Below are 1,303 nucleotides of genomic sequence, written 5' to 3' on the forward strand. Positions count from 1 at the left end.
GTCCTTGAGCGATGCCAACGTGGAAAAGCCGGTGCCGAAGACATCGAGCGCGATGGAAATGCCGGCATGTGAAAGCCGTCCGAGCTTTTCATCGACCCTGTCCGGGTCCACGGGCGATTCTTCTGTTATCTCAATTTCGAACATCGTTGCAGGGAGGTCCTTTGCCGCCAGACCATTCAGAACCATTTCGTCGATATCGCCGGCCTCCAATTCGCGCGGTGAAACGTTCATCGTCACACGAACATCACGACAGTCAGCTTTCACCAAGGCGTCGATAAAAGCGCAACATTCGGAAAATACAGCTTGAGTTAGCAGCTGGAGCATTCCGGTTTCGCGTGCCGCTGTCATGATTTCGGGCGGAGAGATGGAACCGTGAATCGGATGGGACCACCTTAGCAACCCTTCAAAACCGATCACAGCTTCGGTGTCGAGTCTTACGATTGGCTGGAACCAAGGGCCCAAGCTTCTCGTCTTTATCGCCGAATGAAGATCGCGTTCGATTGACTGGCGGCGTTGCAGTTCCCGGTCGAGCTCGGCATCGAACAGGCAAAATTCGTTCCTGCCACGGCGCTTAGCTGTGTAAAGGGCGATGTCCGCCCGCAACAACATTTCCGTCAGCCCCGGGTTTTTAGCCGAGTATATTCCTATGGATGCCCCGATCCGGACGGAGGCGACGCCAGGATAGGGGCGAGCAAGCTTGGATATGAGATTGGATGCGAGATTGCTGGGAGAAGGCGAATTTCTAAGCGAGGAAAAAACCAGCACGAATTCATCGCCACCGATGCGGGCGAGCGTTGAGCCCTCCGGTGCTTCTTCCTCTATTCGGCGGGCGATCCTGGCAAGCAGCTCGTCACCCGTTCTGTGACCGTAGGTATCGTTGACAGATTTGAACCCATCCAGATCAATCAGCATGGCCACAAAGGGCCCATCAGTGTTCTCAAACTGATCGATTGCATGTTCGAGGCCGCGCCTGTTGAGGAGCGCGGTAAGATGGTCCTCCCTGGAATTGCGCTCCATTTCCGCGGCAAGCCGCTCGGCTTGATGTCTCAGGCGGCTCGCGTCACGGAAGCGCGCTTGTCCAACGAACGAGGCTCGAGCCAGGCCGCCCTCGAAAAGCAGGACGGCAAAAGCCAGAATGTAGTTTTCCAGGGTTCCCTTCGTCAGCAAGCATGCGGCGGCAATGAGGAGTGGCGGTGTGATGAAGTATATCGCTGCCGCAGCATATGAGCTGCCGTACGTGACCGCGCCAGCTGAAATGCCCGCCAGAATTATTAGATGCAGCGATGCTTGAGACGTCGTGTAC

Annotated in this window: 1 protein-coding gene; it reads right to left on the reverse strand. The window is 56.0% G+C overall.

The window, feature by feature from the left end:
* Positions 1 to 1,303: EAL domain-containing protein (locus EOA86_RS34950; RefSeq protein ID WP_128345653.1), on the reverse strand; the 1,303-nt coding region annotated here is incomplete at both ends.

This window comes from Mesorhizobium sp. M5C.F.Ca.IN.020.32.2.1 (assembly GCF_004023105.1).
Taxonomy (GTDB): domain Bacteria; phylum Pseudomonadota; class Alphaproteobacteria; order Rhizobiales; family Rhizobiaceae; genus Mesorhizobium; species Mesorhizobium wenxiniae.